The following is a 19455-nucleotide window of genomic DNA, read 5'->3' on the forward strand; positions in this document are numbered from 1 at the left end:
AGGATGGTCTCGGCATGCCCGTCGGTCCAGTTGTGCAGAACCCTCGCCAGGACGTAGACATCGCCACCGGCCGGGATGTCGTCGAAGAAGTTCCCCTCGAGGAGTTCGACCCGGTCCAGCACGCCGGCCTTCGTGAGCCTCGGCCTGGCCGCGCGGATGGAATCCGGCAGTTCCAGTAGCACGCCGCGCATCCCCGGATGCGCGGTGAGTACCTCCGCAAGCAGCCCGCCGTTGCCGCCACCCACGTCCACGAGAGTTCGGACGCCACTCAGGTCGACCTCGGCCAGCAGGCCAGCGACCGGCTCGCTGCCCATCGCCTCTGCGAACACTTCGGCGATGGCTGGGTGGGCGGCCAGGTAGTCGTAGAAGGGCTGGCCGTGCACCTTCTCGAACGCCGGTTCTCCGGTGTGGACGGTGTGCATGATCTCGGCGAACGAGCGGTACACCGCCTCCCCGTGCATGATCGCCGCCTGGCGCAGCGAGCCCGGCACGTCCGCGCGGAGCAGCTCGGCGGCCGAGGTCAGCGCGTAGGTGTCCGGCGCGGTCTGGCGGAACAGGCTCATCGACGACAGCGCGCGCAGCATCCGGCGCAGGGCCTGGGGGTCCGCGCCGGCCGCCGCGGCCAAGTCGGTCACCGTGCGCGGACCCGCGGCCAGCAGGTCCGGCACGCCGAGCTTGGCCAGCGCGTACACGCACTGCGCCGGCACGCTCGCGGAGAGCGTGCCGAGCAGCCTGCGCCGCGCGAAGCCGTCCGTCATACCCCACCCCACCCCGCATGTTGGCCGCTCACGTCGCCATGTTGGCCGCTCACGTCGCCATGTTGGCCGATGGCGGCCAACACAGCACCGCCACGCGCAAACATGGCGACGTCACAGGCAAACACGACGACGTGGGGCGCCAACATGGATGTTCACCTCCGCCAGATGACCGGGCAGTACTCGGGGTCGGAGTAGTCCGGGTGGCCGTCCGGCGTGCGGCGCACCAGCGAGTCGTGGTTGTAGATGGCGAGGCTGCCGTCGGAGAGCGGGAACTCGCGGTAGGCGTTGTCGCCGTCCTGCAGGTGCAGCGAGACCGCCCGGCGCGGGCGGTCACTGCGGTTGGCGCCGCTGCCGTGGTAGGTCTTGCAGTGGTGGAAGCTCATGTGTCCCTTGGGGATGATCATCGGGATCTTGTCCACCGTGGCGTTGTTGTACGCCGCGTTCTCCTCGAGCATCTGCTCCAGCTGCGAGCGGTCCCGCTTGGCGAAGTGCTGGTTGGTGCTGTCCTCGAAGCCGACCTCCGCCCAGTTGTTGCTGCCGTCCACCATCGTGATCGTGCCCATCTCCTCGTCACAGTCGTGGAAGGGGATGAACGCGGTCAGCATCTGCTCCGAAGTGGACGACGCCCAGTAGTGCTTGTCGAAGTGCCACGGCACGATGTTCGACCGCTCGCCGGGGATCGGCGGCTTGTAGATCAGGGTCGTCTGGAACACCCGGATCTCCAAGGTCTGGGCCAGCCGCGCGGCCACCGCGCCGATGACCGGCTTGAGCAGCGCCTTGGCGATGCCGTCGCTCTCGTAGTGGACGTAGTCGTTGTGCCGCTGGACATCGCCGTGGGACGGCTCCCAGTAGGCCAGCCGCGGCGGTCTGGCCGGGAGGGTGCGGTCACGCTCCCCCGCGTAGTACCGCTCGGTCGCCGATAACAGGTCGTCGACCTCGGCGTCGGTGAACAGTTTCTTGGAAAGGTACCAACCGTGCTCGGCGAAGAACGCGACGTCCTCATCGGACGGCAGCAGCGCCAGATCCTGCTCGGTCAGCGTGAACTCACGTGCGACAGTCACTCGTATCCCCTCTCTCACTTACCGGAAAGCTCGCGCTGCTTGGCCGCGTAGAGCGCCTTGATGTTGCCGCTGCCGAAGGTCAGCGCCCCCCGGCGCTCGATGATCTCCAGGAACAGCGTGCGGCGGACGTGCATGGACTCGGTGAACACCTGCATCAGCTGGCCCCAGTGGTCCCGGTCGACCAGGATGCCCAGCCGTTGCAGGTCCTCCAGCGCCGCGTCCAGGTGCCCGACCCGCTCCTCCAGCGTGTCGTAGTAGGCCGGCGGCGTGCCCAGGAACCGCACCCCGTGCTCGGCCAGCGTGCCCACCGCGGTGACGATGTCGTCGGTGCCGAACGCGACGTGCTGCACGCCCGCGCCGGCGTGCCAGGACAGGAAGTCGTCGATCTGGCCGGGGCGGCGCTCCGGGTCCGGCTCGATCAGCGTGAACGTGACGTGCTGGGACGGGCTCTGCACCACCTTGGAGTCCATGCCCTGCCCGCCGACCTCGATGTACTCCTCGAAGATCTGGTTGAAGCCGAACACGTCCTCGTAGTACTTCGCCGTGGCGTCAAGGGTTCCGGCCGGCACGCAGATCGCGAGGTGGTCGATCTCGCGCAGCAGCTTGCCGTCACCGTGCGGGTCCGGCTCGTCCACCTCGATGGCGCCGGGCAGGAACTCCCGCTGCGGGCCGTGCCGCTCGACCAGCCGGTGGGTCACGTCGCCGAACCCGGACACCTCGGCCACGACCACCTTCACGTCGTCGCACACGTACTCCGCCGGCGGCGAGACCGGCTTCGCGCCCCGCTCGACGAGATCGTGGTAGGCCTGCGCCGCGTCGTCCACGCCGATGCCCACGATCGCCACGCCGTCGCCGTGCCGGCGCACGTACTCGGTCGCCGGGTGCTCGGCGACCAGTCCTGAGGTCAGCACCATCTGGATACCGCCCTGGCGCAACAGCAGCGACCGCTGTCCGGCCAGACCGGTCTCCGGGCCACCCTGCCCGCACACCGTGAACCCGAACGCGGTGCACAAATAGAACGCGGTCTGCCGCGCATCGCCCACGTAGAGCTCAATGTGGTCTATTCCAGAGATGTTCATTGTCCAACCTTCTCCTTCTCCCGGGCGCCGGGGTGACCGGCTCCGGCGAACTTGCTTATTGCCCCTTGGTGTTCCGCCGCGCCATGCCCGTGCTCGCCGGACCGAACAGCAGGCTCACGTTCTGCCCGCCGAAGCCGAACGAGTTGGACAACGAACGATCAAGGTGCTCGGTCAGCGGCGCCTTCCTGATGTGCTCGAGGGCGCACGCGGGGTCCGGGTCGTCGAGGTTGTACGTCGGTGGTGCGACATGCCGTGCGACCGCCAGCGCGCTGGCTACCGCCTCCACCACCCCGGACGTGCCCAACATGTGACCGGTCAACGACTTTGTCGAGCTGACCGGCGGAGTGTTAGGCCCGAACACCGACCTGATGGCTGTGGCTTCCGCCACGTCGCCCAGCTTCGTGCCGGTGCCGTGTGCGTTGATGTAGTCCACTTCGGACGGTTGGGTCTGCCCGTCGGCCAGCGCGCGGCGCATGCACTCCGCGGCGCCGGTGCCGTCCGGGCGGGGCGTGGTCGGGTGGTGCGCGTCGGTCGTGGCGCCCCAGCCGATCACGTCCGCGTAGCCGGCGGCGCCGCGCGCGTCGGCGTGCGCCGCCCGCTCCAGCACCACCAGCCCGGTCCCCTCGGCGAGCACGAAACCGTTGCGGCGCCGGTCAAACGGCCGGCTCGCCTCGGTCGGCTCGTCCCACCCGCGGGCCAGCGCCCGCGCGTTGCCGAACGTGTCGGCGAACGTCGGGAACAGCGGCGCCTCGCTGGCCCCGCAGAGCACCACGTCCGCCACACCCTCCCGGATCAGCCGCAGCCCGTCGGTGATCGCCTGCGCCCCCGAGGCGCACGCGGTGCCCACCGACGAGCTGTAACCCCGGATCCCGAACCGGATCGCGATCCGGGCCGCCGGCATGTTCGGCAGGATCCCGGTGAGCAGGTACGGGCTCACCGCGGGCCGGCCCCGCTCTCCGCGCGCCAGCACCTGCCGCTCCATGGTGGCCATGCCGCCCACCCCACCGACGATCACTCCGATGCGCGCCGGGTCCACGTCCCGGCCCACCTCGATCCCCGCGTCCGCCAGCGCGTCCGCGGCGGTCAGCAACGCCAGCACGACGATCCGGTCCAGCGTGTTGGCGTCCGGCCCCTTGAGCACCGTCCGCGGGTCGATGTCGGCCATGAACCCGCCGACCTCCAGCGACCCGGACACTGGATGCCCCTCCGGCGGGCGGGAAAGCCCGGACCGGCCGGCACACAACGCGTCGAAGACGTCCTCGACGCCGTCCCCGACGGGAGTGCGCAGGCCGATTCCGGTGATCGTCGCGCTCATCGGGCCAACTCGGCCAGATGCTGCTGGCGCAGCAGGAACTTGCGTACCTTTCCGGTCACCGTCAGCGGAAGGTCCCCTGTGGACACCGCGACCACCCGCCGCAGCGTGGATCCGGCCGGCTCACCGATCGCCGCGCGCACCCGCTCGGTGCGGTCGACGTCGGGATCGGCGCCGTCCTCGAGCTCCAGCAGGAAGTCCGTGGTGACCGTGCCGTTCTCGGTGACCACCACCGCGGTGCAGTCGATCACCTCGGGCATCGCCGACAGCACCCGCTCCTCGGACATCGCCGTGTACACCTGCCGCCCGTCACCCAGCTCGCCGGCGTCCGGCGCCCGGTCCATGTGGTAGAACCAGCCCTCCTCGTCGCGGTAGACGAGGTCGCCGTACAGGCTCCAGCCGTTGACCTTGAACCGGTAGGTGGTGACCGAGTCGTTCCAGTAGGTCGGCGACAGGCTCGGCGCCTTCAGCCCGAGGTAGCCGACCACGCCGGGCGGTACCTCGTTGCCCTCCTTGTCGATCACCACCGCCTGCACGAACTCGTAGGGCTTGCCGATGCACCGCCCGTACTTCTCGGTCTCGTTGGTGTGGTGGATGTAGAACATCGAGTGGCCCATCTCGCTGGAGCCCAGGCCGTCGATGAACACCGAGCCGGGGACCGTGACCACCCCTTGCCTGGTCACGGTCTGATGCGAGCCGACCGCCACCAGCCGGCGGATGTGCGACTCGTGCGCGCAGTCCCCGGTGTTGAACCACATCCGCACCGAGTCCAGGTCATGCTTCGAAAGATCGTACCGGGCAAGCCCCGCCCAGGTGACCGCGAAGCCGAACACCCCCGCCGGCCGCCACCGCTCGATCGCGTCGAGCACGTACGAGCCGTCCTGTTTGGACAACGAGTAGAACTCGGCCCGGTTGCCCAGCGCCTGGTTCATCATGATCACGGTCGCGGTGTGCGGGATGGGCAGCGCGTTGAGGATCCGGTTGGTGCCCTGCGCCTGCGGCAGCGTCAGCAGGTGCCGGGTCGCCGCGTAGATCGTGGTGTGGGTGTGCATCACCGCCTTCGGCACCCCGGTGGTGCCGGAGCTGTGCGTGATCACCACCGGGTCGTCCTCGTGGTGCGGGTAGTGCGGCGGCGCGGTGCCCGGGTCGCCGGTGCCCAGCTCGGCCGGGGCGGCCAGGACCGGCACCCCGATGTCGTGGCCGGCCAGCAACTCCCGGTGCGGCGCGTCGGCGAGCACCCCGACCGAGCGCAGCCGGCGGATGTACTCGGCGGCGATCTCCGGCGGCATCTTTCCGTTCATCAGCGCGGGAATCGCGCCGATCCGGCTCAGCGCCAGGAAGCTCAGGATGATGTCGGCCGCGTCGGTGGTCCATACCGCGACCGGGTCCCGCGGCTTGATCCCCCGCCGGTGCAACCAGTCCGTGCGGGCGTTCACCCGCTCGTCCAGCTGCCCCAACGTGATCATCGTCCCGGCCGGGTGCCGGCCGTCGACCTCGGTGTCGAAGATCAGGCCCGGGCCGTCCGGGTCCGCGCCGAGCCGCAGCAGGGTGGCCAGGACGTTGCCGGCCCCGAGGCTCTCGTCCGCCGCGAGCCGCGCCCGCATACTCCTAGGTTTCACTGCCCCTCCGTACACACCAGCACCGCGGCGGCGCCGGCCGGCCCACCGTCCACTTGAGATTCCTGTTCGACGAGCACGACGAGCGCCGCCGACGCGTCGCCGTCCTCGATCAGCGCGGCCGCCTGCGCGAGCCCGTTCGCCCGCGGATCGCCGGTCGGGCACAGGCACACGACCGGTCCGCCCAGCCCCCACCGCGCGGCGACATGACCGGCGATGGCGTTCGGCACGGACTGGAAGAAGAACAGCGGCCCCACCCGGCTGCCCGCGTCCACCGTCCGGGCCACATGGTCCGCCGACACCGCGTCGCCGCTGGCGCTCACGATGATCATCGCCACCGCACCGCCACGCTCCGGGGTGAGCGGGGGTTCACCGTAGTGCCGGCGCAGGCACCGGTCGGCCACCTCCGCCACCAGCGGGTTGAACGAGGACAGGATGAACCCCGGCACCGGCGGCAGCTCGCGATCGTCCGGCTCGGGCCAGCTCGCCTGGCTAACGACGGTTAACTCGGCGGCGATCATGGGGTCTTCACCACCAGCGCGGTGTTGGCGCCGCCGAACGCCGCGTTCACGCTCAGCGCATGGTCGCTGTTGACCGAGCGCGGGCCCGACGTGATCACGTTGAGCTCGCAGTCCTCGTCCGGTGCCAGGAATCCCGCGTTCACCGGAAGCTTCCCGGCCCGCATCGCCAGCACCGTGACCACCAGCTCGATCAGTGCGGACGCCTCCAGCGCGTGCCCGTGCGTCGCCTTGGTCGAGCTGATCGGGATCCGCGCCGCGGCCGGCCCCAGCGCCCGGTGCAGCGCGGCCGCCTCCGCGGTGTCGCTGTACGGCGTGCCGGTGCCGTGCGCGTTGACGTAGCCCAGCGCGTCCGGCTCGATCCCGGCCCGGCGCAGCGCCGCCGAGATCGCGCGCGCCATGCCGTCCCCTTGCGGATGCGGCTGCACGGCGTGGAAGGCGTCACCGGCCCGGCCCCAGCCCACGAGCTGAGCCAGCTCCGTGCGCGCCCGGCGGCGGGTCACCGCCACCGACTCCAGCACCACCGCGGCCACCGCGTCGCCGAGCAGCAGCCCGGTCCGGCCCACGCTGAACGGCCGCACCGCACCGTCGGTGGCCAGCGTCCGCCCGGCGTCGAACAACGCGAACTGGTCCGACTCGACCAGGTAGCCGCCGGCCACCACGACCCGCTCCGCCCGCCCGGTGCGGATCATTCCGGCCGCCTCGGCCACCGCGGTGCTCCCGGATACGCACGCGCTGGTGTACACCCGAGCCACCGGACCGGTCCCGACCGTGCCGGACAGGGACTCCGCCAGCTCCGCGGGAGTTCGCCATCTGTCGAGGGAAACCCTTGGCGCGTCAGGGAAAGCATGCACGGCCAGCATGAGCGGCGTGGCCGCGCGCTCGTCGTGAGTCAACCCCGCCTGCGTGCACGCCTGATCGATGACATCCGCCAGCTCGTCGCTCAGCGTGCCCGCGTCCGGCAGCGTCGCGGCGACCTTGACCCGATGCCTTTCGATGGGGAACCGCTGCACCGTCGTAAACGGCGCCGTTCCCGCCAGAGCGCCGGCCAGCTGCGCCTCCGCCCCCCGCCCGAGCGCGCTGACCGCGGCTAACCCGGCTAACCCGACCTCTTCCATGACTCAGACCGTGTTTTCCTCAGGATGAGGAACATTCACAACGATTCGTTGTGGCGGGACACCGTGGCCGGTCACCTGACCGACCGCTCCGGCAGACCGCCACGCAGCGACGGAGCCGTTCACGGTCTCGTGCCCGGCTCGGTCGAATGGTTGCTTGTCCGGCCACTCGGGCGAACCTCCGGCCCACCCTCGCTAGCCGGATCGTGAACGGCTCCGTCGCTCGACGCGTGCCGGCCCGCCGTCGCTAGTCGGTGTTGTGAATGCTCCTCGGGCTCGATCACTTCCCGGAGCACGTCGACCGCCCCCGAAACGGTTTGCATCCGGCCCAGCTGGCCGTCGTCGAGCTCGAGGCGCACCCCGTAGCGCTGCTCCACCTGGTGCACCAACCAGGCCAGCTCCATCGAGTCGATCCGCTCGGGAATGTCCGCGAACGGCCTCGTGTGAAAGCTGGCCAGGATCTCCACGACGTCATCCCGCCCGACCTTCGCGCCCCCGCTTGCACTCACTGGCTGGCCTGCCCCGCACCGTCCAGTTGCGCCACCCGGTCGGCCACGGTCGTGGTGAACTCACCCACGGTCATCAGCGCCAGCGCCTCGGACTCGTCGTCGCCGAACTTCACGCCGAACCGGTCCTCCACCCGCACGGCGAGATCGGCCAGCGCCAGCGACTCCAGGTCGACACCGGACGGCCCGAGGGTCGTCTCGTCGTCGACCCCCTCGACGTCGTAGTTCATCTCCGCCAGCTGGGCGATGACGAACTCGCGGATCTCCGCCCTCATAGGATCATCTCTCCTTCATGATTTCTCCCGGTCCTGTTCTGACCGAATTCAGTTATCGACCGGGTCCTGCCCGGCATGACGGCCGCGTGACTCTAGTCACGCTCCGCTTACGACGTCGCGGCCTTCAACACCGAGCGGTCGCGGACGAGCTTTCCGGTGGTGGTGCGGGGGAACGGGTCGAGCACGTGCACCCGGCGCGGTCGCTTGTAGGCGGCCAGCCGCTCGGCGAGCGCGGCGTCCACCGAGTCCGCCGTGGCGGGCGCGGCGAGCTGCACGTAGGCGGTGATCACCTCGTCGAAGAGGACGACCGCGGCCAGCACCCCGGGCAGCTCCCCGAGCGTGGCCTCCACCTCGGTCAGGTCCACCTTGAGACCGCCGACCGAGACCTGCGAGTCGAGCCGGCCCTTCACGGTGACCAACCGGGTTTCCGGGTCCACCGTGCCGGCGTCCTTGGTGTGCAGCCAGCCGTCCGCCCACCGGGTCGGGTCCACCAGTCCGATGTAGGGCGACTGCGGCCGGCTCACCAGAAGTTCGCCGTCGCGCTCGACCACGTCCAGCCCGGGCGCCGGCATGAGCGAGGGCCGGTGCTCGCCGAAGAGGTCCGTGGCGATCACGCCGACCTCGGTCATCCCCCACATGTTGCCCAGCGGAACGCCGTACTTCGCGTCGAACGCCCCGAGGACGGCGGCCGGCTGCAGCTCGCCGCCGGTGGTCATCCGCTTGAGCGAGGGCAGCTTCGGCGGGTCCAGCACCGAGGCCAGCAGCCCGATGTGGAACGGGACACCGAGCACGGTGGCGGGCGTCGGCTCGCTCGCCACCGCGTCCAGGATGCTGTCGCCGGTGAGCCGCTCCGGGGGCTGCACCACGGCGCCGGCGTGCAGGCCGTAGAGCAGCCCGCCGACCAGGCCCAGCACGTGCACCATCGAGGCCAGCACGATGATCCGCTCGCCGCGCTCCGGCACGCCGTCGATGCGGGTGTACCGGTCGAGCTCGGCGACCAGGTCGGCGGCCGTGCGACCGATCACCTTGGACGGTCCGGTGGACCCGGAGCTGAGCTGCACCACCGCGTGCGGCGTCGCGGCCGGGCGGCCCGGGTAGGTCGACACGGATTCCTCGACGTCGGCGAACGCGCGCAGCGCGCTGCTGCGAACGGTCTGCGGGGCGACCACGACCTGGGGGGCCAGCCGCTCGAGCGCCTTGTCCACCTCGAACTGGGTGAGCCGGTGGTCGAGCAGGATTACCTGCGCACCAATTCGCCATCCGGCGAGCAAGTTTGCGATGTATGCCACCGATGGCGGTAAACGTAACGCCAGCGATCCACCCGCGACCAAGCCGGCGGCTTCGAGCCGTGATTGTCGCTCGGCCACCATTCGGCGCAATGCGGATCGGTCAATTGGCCCATCCACACGTATGCAAATTTCGGTGTCCCTACCGGCGAGCAGGATCTCGTCGACCCATTCCGGGCTCGTCTCGAGCCCAGCCCGGGTCGCCGACAGTCCTTTCGTCATGAGCACTCCGCAAGGAGGCGTGCATTACCGAAATAAGCACGCCAAGTCCAGGTGTGATAACCAACCGGCTGTCGCCGCCGCAGCCGAGCGAACGGAGCGTACGTCACGACATGCCGAACGCACCATATGTGGATTGGTTACCGGATGATTACCCGCTGCACTTGAGCGCGGGCCGTAACCGAACCCCCACCAAGATCATCACCGAGCGTCGACCACGCCCGGTCCGCGCAGGTCAACCTGCGCGCAGCCGGTCGCTGATCAACGCCGCCACCCGCTCGATCCCGGCGTCGATCTGCGCGCCGGTGACCGTACTGCAGGACAGCCGCAGCGCCCGTACGGCGGTACCGGCGTCGTAGAAATGGTGCATCGGCGTCCACAGCACGCCGTAGTCCCGGGCCGAGCGCTCCAGCAGCGCGTCGTCCACGATGAATGGAACCGTGACCACGACGAAGAACCCACCGGCCGGTACGGTCCAGGTGACCGGGCCGGAACCGTTGGCGGAACGGGGGAAGCGTGCCGCGAGCCCGTCCAGGATCCGATTCATGTTCCGCGCGTACAGCTCGCGCTCGCGCACGTTCGCCTTGGCCAGGCTGCAATTGTACTGCAGCAGCTTGCCACCGACGACGGCCTGGGCGATGGGTGGGGTGTTCAGCGTGAGCATGCTCTTGATCTTCGAGAGCTGATCCGCTAAAAGGCCGATCTCCCCGCTCGCGTCCGCCACCCGCTGGTCCGCAACCACGTAGCCCACCCGCGCACCGGGCAGCACGGACTTCGCGAAGGAGCCCAGGTACACCACCCGGCGCCATTCGTCCAGCGCCTTCAGCGTGGGCAGCCGCTCCGCCTCGCCGTGGAACAGCCCGTACGGATTGTCCTCCAGCAGCAGGATGTCCTCGTCCCGCGCCACCTGCAGCAGCCGCCGCCGCATCGGCACGTCCAGGCTCAGCCCCGACGGGTTGGCGAAGTCCGGCATCACGTAAAGGGCCCGCGGCCGCCGGCCCGCTTCCCTTGTCTGGCGAATGCGCGCGAGCAGATCGTCGAAATCGATTCCGGCACTCCCGGTGGCCACCGGAACCACCGGCAGGTCCGCCAGCCGGGCAGCGCCGGTCAGCCCGACATAGGTCGGCGACACGGCGAGCAGCACGTCCCGCTCGTCGGCCCGCAGCGCCCGCGCCACCAGGAACATGGCCTCCTGGCAACCCACGGTGACCACAATGGACTCCGGGTCGACCGTGACGCCCTCGTCCAGTGACAGGTTCGTGGCGACCAGCTCGTGGATGATTCCTTTGGTCCGGCCATATTGGAAAACCAGGCGGCGAACCCGCTCCGCGGAGTAACCGAGCTCGTCCCCCAGATAGCTACAGAAAGTGCGCACGTACCGGTGCAGGTCCTCGAGGTCGAAGAACTCCTCGCACGGCCGCCCGGCAGCCAGCGTTATCGCGTCCGGGTAGTGGTGAGACACCTCGTTGAGGAAATTCATCGAGTTCAACGCTGGATCTTCCAGCGAGCCGTGCAGCGCCGCCGTGGTCAGATCGGCGGTATCGACTAAGTCCGTGGCATCCATTCGCCCCTCCCCATCTACAGAACCGCAAGCGTACGTGCCGCGGCCGGGTTCGCACACCCGGCGAGGGTCAAAGCGTCGCGAAGCTCACTCAGGAGTAACGAAAGCACCTGATGCGCTCCGTGCGCACCGTCCACCGCGAGCCCCCACAGCAGCGGGCGGCCCAGCAGCACCCCGGACGCGCCCAGCGCCAGCGCCCGCAACACGTCGGTGCCGCTGCGGATCCCACTGTCCAGCAACACCTCACACCGCGAGCCCACGGCGTCCACGATCGCCGGCAGCGCCGCCGCACTGGCCGCCGCGCCGTCGAGCTGGCGGCCGCCGTGATTGGACACCACCACCGCGTCCGCCCCGGTCTCCACCGCCCGCACCGCGTCCCGCGGATCCAGGATCCCCTTCACCACCAACGGAAGCGTGGTCCGCTCGCGCAGCCATTCCAGGTCCGCCCAGCCGAGCGCGGAGGCGAAGATCTCCTGGGTGTGCGCGGCGATCGCCGACTCGCCGCGCAGCGGGTTGCTGTGCGCGGTCGAGAACCCCCCGGAGACGAGGTTGGCCGCGACCACCTCGGCCGGCAGCCGGAAGGCGTTGCGCACGTCGCGCAGCCGGCGGCCGAGCACCGGCACGTCCACGGTGACCATGAGCACCTGGCAGCCGGCCGCCTCGGCGCGCGCCACCATGGCGTCCACTTGCGACCGGTCGCGCAGCCAGTACAACTGGAACCACGTGACGGCCCCGACCTCGGTGATCTCCTCGATCGTGGCGCTGCTCAGAACACTTGCCACATAAGGAATCCCGATATCGCGCGCGGCCGCGGCCAGGGCCAGCTCACCGTCCGGATGGACCAGTCGCTGGTAGGCCATCGGCGCGGCGGCCACCGGCAGGCTGGCCTCGCACTTGAGCAGCTGGCTGCCGGTGTCCGCGCCCCCAGAGCCGGCGAGCACCCGGGGCAGCAGCGCGACGGCGTCCAGCGCGGCCCGGTTGGCTGCCAGCGTCGTCTCGTCCCCACTGCCCCCGGCGATGAAATCCCAGACCCCCTTGGGCAGGAGACTCTCGGCGCGCAACTCGAAATCCGCAAGGTTCACCGCGTCATTCAAACCATCACCTCGCAAGCTCGCTGATGGAGACCCCAGCGCCTCGCAAGCTCGGCGCCGGGGCAGTATCCAACGGTTCGCTCGCAAGCTCGCTCACGCCGGCACAATGGCACGCGGTCCCCGGGCGAACAAGCCCGGGGACCGCGTCGGCGATCAACTTGCCGGTTACCGGTCGGCCAGCACCGCCGCCACCGACACCGCCGCGGCCACGGTCAGCACCCCGAACCCGACGTGGAACGCCGCACCCGCACCGCCGGCCACCCCGAACGCCAGCGCCCCGATCGCCGGGCCGGCGGCGAAGCCCATCGTCCGCAGCAGCGCGGTGATCCCGCTCGACGCCCCGGTGAGCTCCGGTGGCGTGGCCGCCAGGATCGCGGTCACGTTCGGCCCGGCGAACAACCCGTTGCCGGCCCCGATCACGGCCAGCGGCCAGGCGACGTCCAGCAACCCGGCGCCGGTGCCGACGGTCAGCATGGCCGCCGTCCCGCCGAGGATCACCAGCACCCCGGCGAGTGCCACCGGCCGGGTGCCGATCCGGTCCGCCAGCACCCCGGCCACCGGCGACACCACCGCCATCGCCGCGGACATCGTCAGCAGCGTCAGCCCGATCATCCGCGGCGCCGCGTGCAGCGTGTCCGCCAGGAAGTACGGCACCAGGAAGTTCACCCCGCCCACTCCGGCGGTCATCATCGGCAGCGCGGTCAATCCCAGCGCGATCGGCCGCCGCCGCAGCAATCCGATCACCGGCCGGGACGCCCGCAGCCGCAGCCACACCAGCACGGCGCCGATCGCGACCACGGCCAAGCCCGCGGGTCCGGCCACGCCGCCGCGACCCGCCAGGTCCAGGCTCAGGAACAGGGCCGTGGCGCCCACGCCGAGCACCAGCGCCTCGCGCAGCATGGCCCGGCCCGGCGCCGGCAACCCGGCCTTCGGCCCCAGCCGGGCGGGAATCGTCCGCCGCGCCACCAACGCCGCGAGGACCACGACCGGGATGTTCACCAGGAACACCGCGCGCCAGCCGTAGGCCTGGGCGAGCAGCCCGCCCACCGCGGGCCCGGCCACCCCGGACAGCGGGATCAGGGTCAGCACGATGCTCATCGCCCGCGCCCGGTGCTCCGGCCGCACCGACGTGGCCACGATCGGCATGCCCGCCACGCCGATCAGGCTGCCGAACAGGCCCTGCAGCACCCGCCCGGCCAGCAGCACCGGGAAGCCCGGCGCCACCGCGATCAGCACGCTGGCCACCCCGAACCCGCCGACCGCGAGCAGGAACGAGGGCAGCGGCCCGGCCCGGTCCAGCCAGCGCCCGGCCGGAATGCTCAGCGCCACAAGGGGAATCGTGTAGGCCAGCAGCACCCACTGGGTGAGCGCCGGGCCCGCGCCGAAGTCGGCGCCGATCAGCGGAAGCGCCACCGCGACGATGGTCAGGTCGAGCGCGGCGAGCACGATGCCCAGCGACACCGCCACGACGGCACCCCACCGGGTGCGCGGCTCGGTGTCCGCCGCCGGGCGGATCTCGGAGAGTTCGTTCGTCTTCGTCAAAGTCGTCATGCGAACGAGGTTCGCCCTAAGCCGCGCATCCCCACATTGGGACGGCGCCCTATTTCCCGGCTCAGCCGCCGCTGGTGTCTAAGACACCGAGCCGGTGTGCCGCGGCCGCCGCCTCGACCCTGTTCGCCACGCCCAGCTTCGCGATCACGTTGGAGACGTGCACGCTGGCCGTCTTCGCCGAGATGAACAGCTCCTCGGCGATCTCCCGGTTACCGCGACCCGCCGACACCAGCCGCAGGATCTCCATCTCCCGCGGAGTCAATCCCAGCTCCCGGCGCACTTGGTCGTCCGGCACGGTGTCCTTCGCGGTGACGGTGATCCGGGCCCGCCGGGCCAGATCGTCGATCCGGCCGCGCAGCGGTGTCGCACCGAGGTCATCGGCGATCTTGGCCGCGCGGCGCAGCATTGCCGCCGCGGTGTCGCGGTCGCCGTCGAGGACCGCGGCCTCCGCGGCGGGCAGCAGGGCCTGCGCCAACCGGTGCGGCTGGTTGAGCTCGTCCCACGCTCGCACCGCCGCGTCCCATGCCGTGCGGTCGAACGTCCCGCCGGCCCTGGTGAGTTCGGCTTCGAAGACAAGTGCCTCGGCATGTTGGACCGGCGTGAACCGGCCCACTCTGTCGGCCACCTCGCGCAGCCGGGATAGCAGCGGTGTCTGGCCATGCGCTTCGGCGACTGCGTGGGCGCCGAGCGCGAGCAGGTTCCAGGTGAACCGCGCGGCGTCGGCCAGGTAGGGCAGTTCCAGCGCCTGTTCGAGCACTGCGAGCGCGTCCGCCGTTCGCCCCTGCGCCAGCCGCAGCCGGATCTCCAGCCGGGGCAGCCGCAACGGATCCTGGGCGAACCCGGCGGCGCCGGCGAGCAGCTCGTGGGACTGCGCCACGGCGTCCTCGGCCACCGCGAGATCCCCCCGGTGCAACGAGATCACCCCGCGGTAGCACAGCAGGTGGGCGCGGAAGGTGGCCGGCGGCGCCAGGCTCAGCGCGTGCTCGACGCCGTCCAGCGCCTCGTCCCACCGGCCGAGCGCGTACAGCGCCCCGATCAGGTCGATGGCATGCCCGGCACCGTAGGCGCGGGCCACCCCCATGGCCTGGACCCGGGTCAGCGCGGCCCGGGCGATCTCGGCGGAGCGCTCGGCCCGGCCGAACCCCAGCAGGATCGACGCCTCGTGGTGCAGTGACCTCATCACCACGTGGTCCGAGCCGACCCGCTCGGCGAGGCGCCGCGCCTCGGCCAGCCGAACCAGCTGCGCGTCCAGGTCGCCGAGCCGGGCGGCCAGGATGGCAAGGGTGACCATGGCCGCCGCCTGCGCCCGGTCGTCCCCGGTGCGCCGCGCCAGGGTCAGCGCCTCCTCGGCCGCCGCCCGGGCCGCGTCCGGCATCGGCGGTCCCTCGAGGTACCGGCCGGCCAGGTCGTTGAGCACCCCGGCGCGCGCCGGATCGCCCGCCGGCACCAGCGCGACCGCCGCCCGAAGATCGTCGAGGTCGCCGGCCTGCCCGGTCTGCCGGCGCATCAGCCCCCGCCGCACCAGCAGCCGCGCCGCCCGCACCGGCTCACTTCCCTGATCCACCAAGGCGAGCGCCTCGGTGGCCAGCCCGGCACCCCGAGCGTGATCACCCGCGCTGTGCGCCGCCTCGACCGCCCACTCCAGCACACTCACCCGGTCCGCGCCGATCCGCCCGGCCGCGTCCGGCACCGACGGCCACAGCCGCAGCACGTGCGCCAGCATCTCCAGCTGCTCACCGAACGCCAGCGAGGCCGCCCGGTCCAGCGCCGCCCCGTGCGCCGCGACCAGCGCCGGGCCGGCCTCGCCGGCGGCGATCAGGTGCCGCGCCACAACGCCGACTTCCCTCCCGCCCGCGAGCACCTCGGCGTACCGCCGGTGCAGCGGCCCGCGCTCCCCGGGCAGCAAGCTGCCGTACACCGCCTCCCGGATCAGCGCATGCCGGAACGCGTACCCGTCGCCGTCCACCATGATCACGTTGGCGTCCACCGCGGGCCGCACCACCGCCGAGAGCGCCGCGTCGTCCAGCCCGGTCACGGCCACCAGCACGGCATGCGGCACCGCCGCCCCACCGGCCGCGGCCGCCCGCAGCACCGCGCCGGTCTCCGCCGGCAGCCGCTCGATCCGGTCCAGCAGCAGATCGGCGAGCGACGCCGCCGGTGGACCGCCGTCCAGCAGGGCCTCCACGAACAGCGGGTTGCCCTCGCTGCGCCGGTAGATCGCGTCGACCAGCTCGGGCTCCGGCTCGCGCCCACGGATGGCCCGCATCTGGGCCACGACATCAGCACGGGACAGCCGGCCGAGCTCCAGCCGGCGCACCCACGGCAGCCGGGTCAACTCGGCGATCAATGAGCGGAGCGGGTGCGCGCGGTGCACGTCCTCCGCCCGGTAGGTCACCACCAGCAGCAGCCGCGGCACCGACTGCTGGTTGCGCACCAGGAAGTCCAGCAGGTCCCGGCTGGACCGGTCGGCCCAGTGCGCGTCCTCGATGACCAGCACCAGCGGGCGTTCCTCGGCCAGCCGGTCCAGCTCGGCCAGCACGCGCTCGAACAGCCGCACCCGGCCCAGCTCGCCGTCGCCGGCCACGTCGAGCCGCACGTCCGAGCCCCGCAGCGCCGCCGTGAAGGGCGCGTACGGCAGCCCCGCGCCACCCAGCTCGACGCACATCCCGACCAGCGCCCGGGCTCGCCCGCCGCCCAACCCGGCCAGGAGCTCCCGCACCAGCCGGGACTTGCCCACCCCGGACTCACCGCCGACGAGCACGGTCGCCGGCTGCTCGGCGCCGGCGCCGGCCAGCGCGTCGCGCAGCACCGCCAGCTCGCCGCCGCGCCCGACGAGGATCGCGCTCTCAACACCCGGCCTCATATGCCGCGGATGCTAGCCGGACCGAACCCCCGCGATCACGCTCGTCGCACAATGCCGGCCGCCCGCCGCCGGTGGTCCCCACGGATCACCCGCCGGTCCAACACTGTCCGCAAGTTCCAACAGCGGAGTTCGGGGAGGGGTATCCCAATGGCATCCCTAGACGGAAAGGCAGTGGTGGTCACCGGAGCCGGGCGGGGCCTCGGCGAGGCCTACGCCTGGCAGCTGTGCCGGGCCGGCGCCATGGTGGTGGTCAACGACGTCGACGCCGAGGCGGCCACCCGGACCGCGGACGAGATCCGCACCGGTGGCTTCCCGGCGATCGCGAGCACCCACTCGGTGACCGACCCGGAGGCCGCCGCGGCGATCGTGGACCTCTGCGTGGACCGGTTCGGCCGAATCGACGGCCTGGTCAACAACGCCGGCCTCACCTACGAGTCCCTCCCCTGGGACGACGACCCCCAGCAGGCCCGGGAGCTCATCGAGGTCAACGTGCTCGGCACGATCTACACCGGGCTCGCCGCCCTGCGCGCCATGAAGGACCACGGCAGCGGCTCCATCGTCAACATCTCCTCCGGCGCGTCCTTCGGCCAGCGCACCCTGGGCGCCTACTCGGCCAGCAAGGGCGCCGTCGCCTCGCTCACCTACTCCTGGGCGCTGGACCTCGAAGCGGCCGGCATCCGCGTCAACGCCGTCTGCCCGGTCGCCTACACCCGCATGGCCTGGAGCTCCGAACGCGTGCGGCGCAAGGTCTTCCCCGAGCACACCCCCGATCGGGTCGCCCCGCTCATCGTGTTCCTGCTCAGCGACGACTCCGAGGGCATCACCGGCCAGATGATCCGCTGCAACGGCCCGCAGCTCCACCTCGTCGGCCAGCCCTACTTCAAGGCCCCCATCCTCGAACGCGACACCTGGGACACCGACACCGTCGAACGCGCCTTCACCGAGGTCTTCCAGGCCCACCTCGAGCCCTACGGCCTGGAGAAGCGCCTGCCACCCCGCCTGCGCGACTGGCTCACCCCGGCCACGGCTTAGCGCATGCCCTGAAGGCGGCCTTCAGGGCGTTGAACGTCCTGAAGGCCGCCTTCAGGGCATTCAACCCCGCCGCGATCGTGGGCGGCCGCCGTTCTCGCTCACCTTGATCTGGTTGCGGCCGCCCACCTTCGCCTCGTACAGCGCCGCGTCCGCCGCGTGCAGCAGCGCGTCCAGCTCGGCCGTGCCATCGAGACCGCCGGCGATGCCGACCGAGGTGGTGCGGCCCTCGATGGTCACCGGCTGCCCGCGCTTGTCCGTGGCCGGCACCCGCATCTCGGCGATCCCGGCCCGCACCCGCTCGGCCACCACCAGCGCCGCGGTCCCGTCGGTGTCGGGCAGCAGCAGCGCGAACTCCTCGCCGCCGATCCGCCCCACCACGTCGCCCTGCCGGGTCTGCTCCCCCAGCACCGCGGCCACCGTGCGCAGCACCGCGTCCCCGGCCGGGTGCCCCCAGGTGTCGTTGACCGACTTGAAATGGTCCAGGTCCAGCACCGCCACCGCGAGCGGCCGGCCGGCCCGGCGCACCCGGGCCACTTCCCGCGCCGCCTGCTCGTGCCAGCCCCGGGAGTTCAGCAACCCGGTGGTGTGGTCGGTCCGCGAGTCTCCGCGCAACCGCTCCACCTGCCGCACCGCCCAGTCCGCCGCGCAGACCACCGGCACTACCACGATTGGCGCCAACAATGAGTAACTCATCGCGAACACGACAAGGGCGGCAACACACAATGTGAGCGCCTCGAAAATATTGTCCTCACGGTTACCCAATGCGACTGACAAGTTCGGTCTCGGCGTGGATAGCACAATGACGAGCCCGACGTTGACGGCCTGCGCAACGAAATACGCCGCCGCCGCGATGATTACCGTCAGTGCCGCCGATGGCGTGAACCCCGAGCCGGCCACCACCGCGCCCGCCCGCAACACCAGCGTCACGACCAGCGCTCCGACCACGATGTTGGCGAGATTGAACGTCTGGCGGTACAGCGGACGGCGGCTGATCGGGTAGATCAGCACCCGGAGCCACAGCACGATGGACAGCGCGAGCAGCGGTGGGAGGAGCACCATGGCCGGAAACGTCCATACCACAGTGGTTCCCACGTGCGGTCCGTAGCTCCGGTCCCGGCGGCTCTCCTCCGTCCGCCACGAGATCCACACATGTGCCGCGCCAGCGACAGTCAACACGGCAGCGCGCAGGAGGTCCCGACTGTTCGGTATGGACCCGGTGACCAGACCGGTCACCGCCGCGCCCAACGCGAACAGTTCGACACCGATCACGTAGAGCAGAACCCGCCTCGGCAGCGACCACAGCCGCCAGTGCCGGATTTGCCAGACGGCGCCGCGCACAGGTTGTTCCTCAGGCGATTGGTCGGTCACACTTAGGGGACCCGATTGATCACCCACGTCCCGCCCGGAGCCGCTATGACCATCCGAACCAGGTTTATGCTGTCGCCGTCCGGGCCGACCCCCCGGAGGAGGTGTCTGCCGTGAGAGAGCGCGAATGGTGATGCCCAGGACCGTCCTCCTCCCCCCGCGGTCGACGTTCGTCCAAGGAGGTTCCGCCACACCTGGTTCATCGCGCAGCCGGTCGGGCTCGTGTCGGTGCGTAGCCCAAGATAGC

The 19455-nt window shown here is 71.1% G+C and carries 16 protein-coding genes; 1 reads left to right on the forward strand and 15 read right to left on the reverse strand.

Annotation, left to right across the window (positions count from 1 at the left end):
* From VGR06_RS19520 to VGR06_RS19585, 14 genes are all read right to left on the reverse strand, one after another.
* Positions 1–758, reverse strand: a 758-nt coding sequence (locus VGR06_RS19520; protein ID WP_327560532.1) for a methyltransferase, incomplete at its 3' end; no start/stop codon positions are given.
* 152 nt (positions 759–910) lie between these two features.
* Positions 911–1819: a phytanoyl-CoA dioxygenase family protein gene (locus VGR06_RS19525; RefSeq protein ID WP_327560533.1), complete on the reverse strand. Its 909-nt coding sequence runs from the start codon at positions 1817–1819 to the stop codon at positions 911–913.
* Between the two features lie 14 nt (positions 1820–1833).
* Positions 1834–2898: a 4-hydroxyphenylpyruvate dioxygenase gene (gene hppD / locus VGR06_RS19530; protein WP_327560534.1), complete on the reverse strand. Its 1065-nt coding sequence runs from the start codon at positions 2896–2898 to the stop codon at positions 1834–1836.
* Positions 2899–2953: 55 nt separating this feature from the next.
* A complete protein-coding gene (locus VGR06_RS19535) occupies positions 2954–4213 on the reverse strand; it encodes a beta-ketoacyl-[acyl-carrier-protein] synthase family protein (RefSeq protein ID WP_327560535.1) in 1260 nt (419 codons plus the stop codon).
* Positions 4210–5829, reverse strand: a complete 1620-nt coding sequence (locus tag VGR06_RS19540) for a class I adenylate-forming enzyme family protein (RefSeq protein ID WP_327560536.1) — start codon at positions 5827–5829, stop codon at positions 4210–4212. Before VGR06_RS19540 ends, VGR06_RS19535 begins: the two co-directional genes overlap by 4 nt.
* Complete coding sequence (locus VGR06_RS19545) at positions 5826–6347, reverse strand: beta-ketoacyl synthase chain length factor (RefSeq protein WP_327560537.1); 522 nt, start codon at positions 6345–6347, stop codon at positions 5826–5828. Before VGR06_RS19545 ends, VGR06_RS19540 begins: the two co-directional genes overlap by 4 nt.
* The gene (locus VGR06_RS19550; protein WP_327560538.1) at positions 6344–7462 is read right to left on the reverse strand and encodes a beta-ketoacyl-[acyl-carrier-protein] synthase family protein; all 1119 of its coding nucleotides are present in this window, start codon (positions 7460–7462) and stop codon (positions 6344–6346) included. The genes VGR06_RS19545 and VGR06_RS19550 overlap by 4 nt, the downstream gene beginning before the upstream one ends.
* Before the next feature lie 119 nt (positions 7463–7581).
* The gene (locus VGR06_RS19555; protein ID WP_327560539.1) at positions 7582–7926 is read right to left on the reverse strand and encodes a hypothetical protein; all 345 of its coding nucleotides are present in this window, start codon (positions 7924–7926) and stop codon (positions 7582–7584) included.
* A gap of 38 nt (positions 7927–7964) precedes the next feature.
* Positions 7965–8240, reverse strand: coding sequence for an acyl carrier protein (locus VGR06_RS19560; RefSeq protein ID WP_327560540.1), 276 nt, complete (start codon positions 8238–8240; stop codon positions 7965–7967).
* A 107-nt stretch (positions 8241–8347) separates the two neighbouring features.
* On the reverse strand, positions 8348–9748 hold the full coding sequence (locus VGR06_RS19565; RefSeq protein ID WP_327560541.1) for a fatty acid--CoA ligase family protein: 1401 nt from the start codon (positions 9746–9748) through the stop codon (positions 8348–8350).
* Positions 9749–9980: 232 nt separating this feature from the next.
* On the reverse strand, positions 9981–11309 hold the full coding sequence (locus tag VGR06_RS19570; RefSeq protein WP_327560542.1) for a PLP-dependent aminotransferase family protein: 1329 nt from the start codon (positions 11307–11309) through the stop codon (positions 9981–9983).
* A 14-nt stretch (positions 11310–11323) separates the two neighbouring features.
* Positions 11324–12400 carry an alpha-hydroxy acid oxidase gene (locus VGR06_RS19575; RefSeq protein ID WP_327560543.1) on the reverse strand — a complete coding sequence of 359 codons (1077 nt, stop codon included), beginning with the start codon at positions 12398–12400 and terminating at the stop codon, positions 11324–11326.
* A 162-nt stretch (positions 12401–12562) separates the two neighbouring features.
* Complete coding sequence (locus VGR06_RS19580) at positions 12563–13948, reverse strand: MFS transporter (RefSeq protein ID WP_327560544.1); 1386 nt, start codon at positions 13946–13948, stop codon at positions 12563–12565.
* 61 nt (positions 13949–14009) lie between these two features.
* Entirely contained in the window at positions 14010–16811 is a 2802-nt protein-coding gene (locus VGR06_RS19585; RefSeq protein WP_327560545.1) for a helix-turn-helix transcriptional regulator, read from the reverse strand.
* Between the two features lie 147 nt (positions 16812–16958).
* Here VGR06_RS19585 and VGR06_RS19590 point away from each other — a divergent pair, with 147 nt between their 5' ends.
* Complete coding sequence (locus VGR06_RS19590) at positions 16959–17843, forward strand: SDR family NAD(P)-dependent oxidoreductase (protein WP_327560546.1); 885 nt, start codon at positions 16959–16961, stop codon at positions 17841–17843.
* A gap of 60 nt (positions 17844–17903) precedes the next feature.
* Here VGR06_RS19590 and VGR06_RS19595 read toward each other — a convergent pair whose 3' ends face one another.
* On the reverse strand, positions 17904–19181 hold the full coding sequence (locus VGR06_RS19595; RefSeq protein ID WP_327560547.1) for a GGDEF domain-containing protein: 1278 nt from the start codon (positions 19179–19181) through the stop codon (positions 17904–17906).
* Positions 19182–19455 lie beyond the last annotated feature (274 nt).

Origin of the sequence: Actinophytocola sp., assembly GCF_036002505.1 — a bacterium.
In the GTDB taxonomy this organism is placed as follows: domain Bacteria; phylum Actinomycetota; class Actinomycetes; order Mycobacteriales; family Pseudonocardiaceae; genus DASYTH01.

Coding starts and splice junctions, on each gene's coding strand:
- hppD (WP_327560534.1), bottom strand. CDS start 2,898: ATGAACATCTCTGGAATAGACCACATTGAGCTCTACGTGGGCGATGCG.
- VGR06_RS19535 (WP_327560535.1), bottom strand. CDS start 4,213: ATGAGCGCGACGATCACCGGAATCGGCCTGCGCACTCCCGTCGGGGAC.
- VGR06_RS19545 (WP_327560537.1), bottom strand. CDS start 6,347: ATGATCGCCGCCGAGTTAACCGTCGTTAGCCAGGCGAGCTGGCCCGAG.
- VGR06_RS19550 (WP_327560538.1), bottom strand. CDS start 7,462: ATGGAAGAGGTCGGGTTAGCCGGGTTAGCCGCGGTCAGCGCGCTCGGG.
- VGR06_RS19560 (WP_327560540.1), bottom strand. CDS start 8,240: ATGAGGGCGGAGATCCGCGAGTTCGTCATCGCCCAGCTGGCGGAGATG.
- VGR06_RS19565 (WP_327560541.1), bottom strand. CDS start 9,748: ATGACGAAAGGACTGTCGGCGACCCGGGCTGGGCTCGAGACGAGCCCG.
- VGR06_RS19570 (WP_327560542.1), bottom strand. CDS start 11,309: ATGGATGCCACGGACTTAGTCGATACCGCCGATCTGACCACGGCGGCG.
- VGR06_RS19580 (WP_327560544.1), bottom strand. CDS start 13,948: ATGACGACTTTGACGAAGACGAACGAACTCTCCGAGATCCGCCCGGCG.
- VGR06_RS19585 (WP_327560545.1), bottom strand. CDS start 16,811: ATGAGGCCGGGTGTTGAGAGCGCGATCCTCGTCGGGCGCGGCGGCGAG.
- VGR06_RS19590 (WP_327560546.1), top strand. CDS start 16,959: ATGGCATCCCTAGACGGAAAGGCAGTGGTGGTCACCGGAGCCGGGCGG.